At 59.9% G+C, this 6296-nt stretch carries 3 protein-coding genes; all 3 read right to left on the bottom strand.

Going from position 1 to position 6296, the window contains the following annotated elements:
* Positions 1-177: 177 nt before the first annotated feature.
* Entirely contained in the window at positions 178-2226 is a 2049-nt protein-coding gene (locus L0H65_RS12415; RefSeq protein WP_301459368.1) for a serine/threonine-protein kinase, read from the bottom strand.
* Positions 2227-2333: 107 nt separating this feature from the next.
* Positions 2334-3146 carry a PP2C family serine/threonine-protein phosphatase gene (locus tag L0H65_RS12410; protein WP_301459367.1) on the bottom strand — a complete coding sequence of 271 codons (813 nt, stop codon included), beginning with the start codon at positions 3144-3146 and terminating at the stop codon, positions 2334-2336.
* Between the two features lie 256 nt (positions 3147-3402).
* A partial coding sequence (locus L0H65_RS12405; protein ID WP_367651992.1) for a beta strand repeat-containing protein occupies positions 3403-6296 on the bottom strand: 2894 nt, incomplete at its 5' end.

Genomic DNA, 6296 nt, shown 5'->3' with positions numbered 1-6296 from the left:
ACTGCTGATGGCGATTTCCACCCCGTCGCTACCCCAAACCATTCTTGATCTGAATGGAGCGAGGGCCGAGGATTTCTTTCGGGCTTTGGCGGCGGAGTTGCGGCAAAAGGGCCAGTCCGAAGACGTGGCCCTTGTTGCATTCTCGGTTCAGTAGGAGGCAAGCGATCTGCCCCCCGATCAATTCTCTAGGCGGAAATAACGCAGCGCACCGATGGCGGTTTGGCGTTCGCGGTCCAGTTCGGACTGCATGAACGGCACCAAGGCCCGCGCGGTGACGCCATTCGGCACCGCGTCCAGCTTTTCAACGGCGCGTTCGGTGACGACGGCGAGAATCAGTTGTGGCGTCGGCTCTGCCCCGGCAGCCAGGTTGACGGTGAAGCTGAACCCCAGCGTCCCATCCGAGGCGCGAGACAGCCACGGTTTCAGGTTCGTCGCGCCGCCGGCACCGTTGACCAGAAACAGCGACACCGCACGGCCTGCAAGCCCTTCGATCCGACCGGAAACCGTTTCACCACTTTTCAGAACGTCGGTGCTGTTGTCGAGGATCAGGCTGGGCGCGATACCGCGATTGTTGCGCAGGCTGTTCATGAAATCCAGCACTGGACATTGCGTCGAATTGATCAGCCGGACGCCGACATTCGGCTCCACCCCGTTATCGGCCTTGAACTTGTCGACCATAACCTGAAACGGGGCGACTTCTGTGCCGTAACCTTCGACATCCACCTGCCCACCGGTTGAGGAGAGCATGGAGAAATAGACGCAAGGTCCCGCATCGTAACTGCTGACCCATTTCACCTGTTGGCTGATCGCGTCCAGCGGTTGCGCCGCGTTTTGCTCAGCGGCAGCCGCTTTCGCGGCGGCTTCCTCGGCGGCCTTTGCATCGGCGGCGGCTTTCGCGTCTTCGGCGGCTTTGGTTTGACGTGCGGTTTCTGCGGCTATGCGGGCGGCATCGGCTGTGGCAGCGGCCTCTGCTGCTACCCGCGCGGCCTCGGTCTCGGCCACCTTCGCGGCGGTTTCTTCCGCTGCCGTCGCTGCTGCTTTTTCGGCAGCCTCCTTCGCCGCCTTTTCGGCGGCAGCGGTGTCGGTTGCTGGGGTCTGACCGCTCGTTTCGGCTGGTTTTTCCGGGCCGGGTGCAGGTGTGGGATCGAACATCCCGCCGAAATAGGCCCCGCCGCCGCCAATCGCCACAAGGGCCACTAGGGCCACGGCAATCATCCCGCCCTTGCCGGGTTTCTTCGGTGGTTCGTTCGGTTTCGGAGCAGCGGTCTTGCCGGGAATACCTACAAATTCGCCTTTGGGTTTCTGGGTTTGCGGCCCGGTGCTGCTGATCGGCAGTTGTGACGCAATGATGGTGCGATCCGGGTCGGGTTCTTCGGCGTAGGACGCCGGATCGGGGATCAGCGAAGGATCCTCCAGCATTTCGATCACGGTCGCCATGCTTGCCGGACGATTGGCCGGGTTCGGTTGCAGCATATGCGCAAACAAGGGCCGCAGATCGTCGTAGGTTTCCGACAGATCCGGCACTTTGGAGCGGCTGCGCACGGCTTCCACCATGTTACCGCCCATGTTGACGGTTTTGCCCTGAGAGGCGGCGACCATCAGCAAGGCAAGACTGTAAATGTCGGAACGCGCGTCGATGTTGCCATCGTAGGCGCCGAGTTGTTCGGGGGCGACAAAGCTGAACTTGCCGGCAAACTGCCCTTGCAGCAAGGTCCGGTCACCCTTCATCGAGGATTTGGCGATCCCGAAATCAATCAGCTTGGCGTGTTCGACCCGGCCACCTTCCAAAATCACATTGTCGGGCGACAGGTCACGGTGGACGACACCAGCGCCATGCGCGCGATCAAGGCCAGAGGCGAGGCGCGTCATCAGCACCCGCACATCCGCTTCGGGCATCGGCCCTTCCTTGATACGGTCGCCAAGCGCCTGACCTTCGACGAATTCCATGATCAGGCTGGGACGGCCGATTTCCGGCGGGTTCATGTAAGTGTGATAACGCACGATGGCGTCATGCGCCAACCGGCCCAGAACCTTGGCTTCTTTCTGGAACAACGCCTCGATCATCGGGTCATGCGCCAGCGCGGGCAGCACGATTTTCATCGCAACCGGGTCACCGGTATGGATGTTGCGCCCGCGATAGACTTCGCCCATACCGCCACGGTTGATCAGTTGCTCCACCTCATAGGTGCCCGCGATCAACATGCCGGAAGTAACGGTTGTGGTCACAGGAGCCTGTGTCTGCGGCGGCCTGCTCGGCTGCTCACCTGAACCCGTTGTGTGCGCGGCTTTATCGGAGCTACCCGGAGGCGTTGAATGTTCATTAGCCATTGTATTCAGTCTTCCGCTTTCCAGTCATGCATCGCAATCGGAGGACCATAACCCGGATTGGTCACAGCCTCCGCATGGTCTTCCGGGTCTGCCGACAAGCAGCGCACCACCAAGGCGGTGATATTGTCTTTTGCTCCACGCGATAACGTCAAATCAAGAAGTCTGTCACAGGCTTCCTGCGCCTCACATTCCTGCAATATCTCGGCAATTTCTTCATCTGTCACATGGCCCGTCAACCCGTCAGAGCACAACAGAAAAACGTCGCCAACCTGCAAGACACCATAGTTTTCGTCAGTCATCGGCATGTCCGATACACCGATGGCGCGGGTGATGACGTTCTTGCGCGGCCAATGTTGCGCTTCTTCGGCGGTGATGGCACCTTCGCGCAGGAGTTCCATCGCTTCGGTGTGATCGGTCGTCATCTGTTGAAAAACGTCGCCGCGCATCATGTAGATCCGGCTGTCACCCGACCAGATACAGGCGAAGTGTTGTTCATATACCAAAAGTGCCACGACCGTCGCGCCAATGGTGGCCCCGTTCAGTTTGGTGGATTGTTGGCGGATATCCTCATGCGCGATCACCAAGCGGTCGATGAACCGCGTCTTCAGATCAAGCGCGGAGGAGGGGATGCCCGTCCATTGCGCGCTTTCTGCAATCGTGCGGCTGGCAAAATCGCCCGCCATATGGCCGCCCATTCCATCCGCGACCAACCATAGCCCGGCGGCGGGACGCGCGAGAAAACTGTCTTCATTATGATCGCGGACGCGGCCCTGATGCGTCACTGCACCGGTATCAAATGAATAACCGATTTGGTGCATCCTTTCTCCCCCGCAAAAAAATGGACTTGTACATTATGACCTAGAGAAACGATATGTTGTCGCAAGAATAGGCAGAAATCACTCCGGACGCAAAGGCGCAAGTTGTGGACTGCGCCGTTTCGCGGCGATTGCTTCGGTTATTCCAAACAGGAGCAGGAATTGCAAACATCCGATAACGCTGACGGCATGGGGCAGGGGGATTTGTCAAACAGCCCGGCGTGGTGCCGGGCCGTCGGAAACAGACATTGTGGCAAGTTCAGAACGACAACCGAACCTGCGCAGTGATGCTGGTGGAGCCTTTGACATTCTTGCCAAAACGCCCATCAAGCCGCAGATTGGCGTTCAACTGCTTGGCACCGCCCGGCCCGTTGTCAAGGATGCGCACATAGTTGACGCCCATGCTCAACTCCCCAAAGCCGCCGATATTCTTGGTCGTGATGTTCTGGGTTCCTCCCAAACGATCCGTGAACACGGATTTCCGGTCCCCTGCGAAATCGTTGTAATAGTTGGCGCTTGCGAAGAAGGTTGTCCCAGCATTACCTTCCGGCGCAAGCGTGGTCTTCGCGATGGTGCCACCGACAAAGCCGACGATCGAGTTGAAGGAATCGGTGCGCAAATTCTCGCCGCCCGTGAAGTTCACTGTGGCTGCCGAGGTGTGGGTGTAGGACAGGCCCGCCGTCGGGACGAAATTCAAACCCTCCTTGCCAAGATCCATCCGATAGCTGACGCGCCCGGTGACGTTGACAGAATTGGTGCCGAATTTCGCATTGGAGAGCCCGAGGCCGAAGAAACCGGGATTGATGGTTTCGTTCAGCGTGAAATTGCTCTTTTCAAAGCGCAGCTGAACGTCGGCGGTGATCCGGTCCTTGCTGAATGCTGCGTAGACGCCGGCATATTTCTGGTCAAACTTGGTGTTGGTGACACTGGCCACTGCGGTTCCGCCGCCGCTGACTCCGATGTTCACATCCTGATCCGACCGCCCGTTGTTATAGCCAAGCATCGCACCGAAGGAGCCATCCCACCCGTCAAAGAACCGGCCATCATTGCAGCCGTAGTCATAGCCGCCCTGCACACCCGCATAGCGCGCCCGCAGCGAGGTGCCGGAGGTCGAAACCCCGTTGTTGCTGGTGCCCGACACCGTGCTGGTGCCATAGGTGCCGCGGAAATAACCACCGCGCGAACAGCCTTCCTCGGTCGCCAGCCCGCTGACGAAGGGACTGGTCGGACGATTGACGACGGTTCCGATCAGCGATTGCACCAAGGATGCGTTGGCGGCGATCCCGCCGATGCCCGCGCTCGTCTCGCTGACGATTTGCAGGTCGTTCCCGGCTTTGCCAAGGGAATAGACCACTGCACCACCCTGACCAAGGCCGGAATAGGTGAAGCTGTAATCCGAGGCCCGGTCGCCTTTCAGCACATAAATCGCGCCGCCAAAGAACGGCGGAACCCCGGCAACGACCTTGTTTGTGAAGTCGAAATTCAGGTTGCCGCTGATCGCGCCGTTGACCACGATCTGGTCGCTGGTGCCGCCTGTCGGGTTGGTCAACACGCCTCCCGGCCCGATGGCATTGTTGGACCCGAGGTTCAGGTCCATCGCGAAGTTGCCGCCATTGACCGGGCCATTAACCGTCAGGCGGTCCTGGGTGTTCTGGTCAAACTGCGGTGCACCGCCGAGGTCGGGTGTCAGCAGGCTGATATTTCCGGCCCCGGTGTTGCTTAGACCGCCCAAAGAGGTGAGTCCAAGTGCTGTGACCTGGCCGCTGTTGGAGAAGATGCCGGAAACCGCGCCATTGCTCATCAGGAAACTGCCCGCATTGGTCACCGGCCCGGTCACGCTGCCGCCGGTCAGGTCAAACACCCCGGCGGCTGCGTTATTCACGGAACCCGACAGTGCGGCAGACCGGGCGTTGAAAGTCATGTTGTTGGTGATCGCACCCGAAACAGTGGCCGAATTGGCATTCACGGTGCCGTTGTTGGTCAGTGTGACCGTCCCCAAGCGCCCGGTCGCATCCAGCGCGACAACGCCTGCGGCACCATTGGTCAGCGTGCCGATCCCGGTGTAACTGTTCGCGCCGATGTTCAGGTTTGCCGCATTGGTGAAATCCTGCCCCGTCGCGGTCAGCGGTCCGGTTACGTTGAAAGTCGCGTTGTTGGTGACTGCACTGTTCAACGCCCCGCTCGCATTGACGATGCCGCTGTTGGCGACCCCGCCGGAGGTTGTCGTGGTGCCTGTGGTGGTAAACGTCCCGCTATCCGTGTTGGTGATTTTACCTGTCAAATCAAGCGTATCCGGTGCCGTAACCGTGAGAAGGGCCGCATTTGTGATATCACCGGTCACAGCACCCTTGGCCGTAAGGCTTCCGGCGTCATTGTTCAGACCAGTGGCAAAACTTCCGCCATCCAGGGTGGTGGTGCCGCCGTTATTCGTTACCGCGCCGGTGAAGTTGCCATTCGTGATGTTCAGCGCGCCGCCCGTATTGGTCGTGGTGCCCGCCACGCTGCCACTCGTTACATTCGCAGTTGTGCCCGCAGCCACGCGCAATGCGCCATTGATAGCGCCGGAATGATCGAGGGTGCCACCGGTCACGACCGCATCGCCTGTAATGATGTTGGTGTTGGTGAAGCTGCCTGCCTGCTGCGCAAGTGACGCAACGGTGCCTGCATTGCTCGCGGTGCCGGTATTGGTCACCGGACCGGTTACGCCCGATGAGGTGTTTGTCAGCGTGCCGGAGTTGGAAACGCTTCCCATCGTTCCGTTGTTGGTCGCGATGTTGCTGTTGGTGACAGCGCCCGTTGTACCGTTGTTGATGAGCGTTCCCGTGTTGCCGACATTGCTGGTCACGCCCGCCGCCGTGTTCGTCAACGTGCCGGAGTTGGAAACAACGCCCATCGTGCCGCTGTTGGTCGTGAGATTGCTGTTGGTGACATTTCCCGCCACGCCGCTGTTGGCGAAGGTGCCGGCATTGATCACCTGCTGCACGGTGCCCGCGTTGGTCAGGCTCGCGCCCAAGGCAACAATCGTGTTCCCCGCAATCGCGCCGACCGGCCCGGCAACCGTCAAGGAACCACCTAGAACATTGGTATCGCCGGTATAATCATTCGCGCCGGAAAGCGTGGTCGCGGAGGTGCCGGTGACGTTCAACCCGCCCG

The organism is Pseudorhodobacter sp. (assembly GCF_030452865.1).
GTDB lineage: Bacteria > Pseudomonadota > Alphaproteobacteria > Rhodobacterales > Rhodobacteraceae > Pseudorhodobacter.
This window is presented reverse-complemented; position numbering and strand designations above follow the sequence as displayed.

Bases quoted from the DNA above. Each gene is read 5' to 3' on its own strand.
- L0H65_RS12410 (WP_301459367.1), bottom strand. From the start codon at position 3,146: ATGCACCAAATCGGTTATTCATTTGATACCGGTGCAGTGACGCATCAG.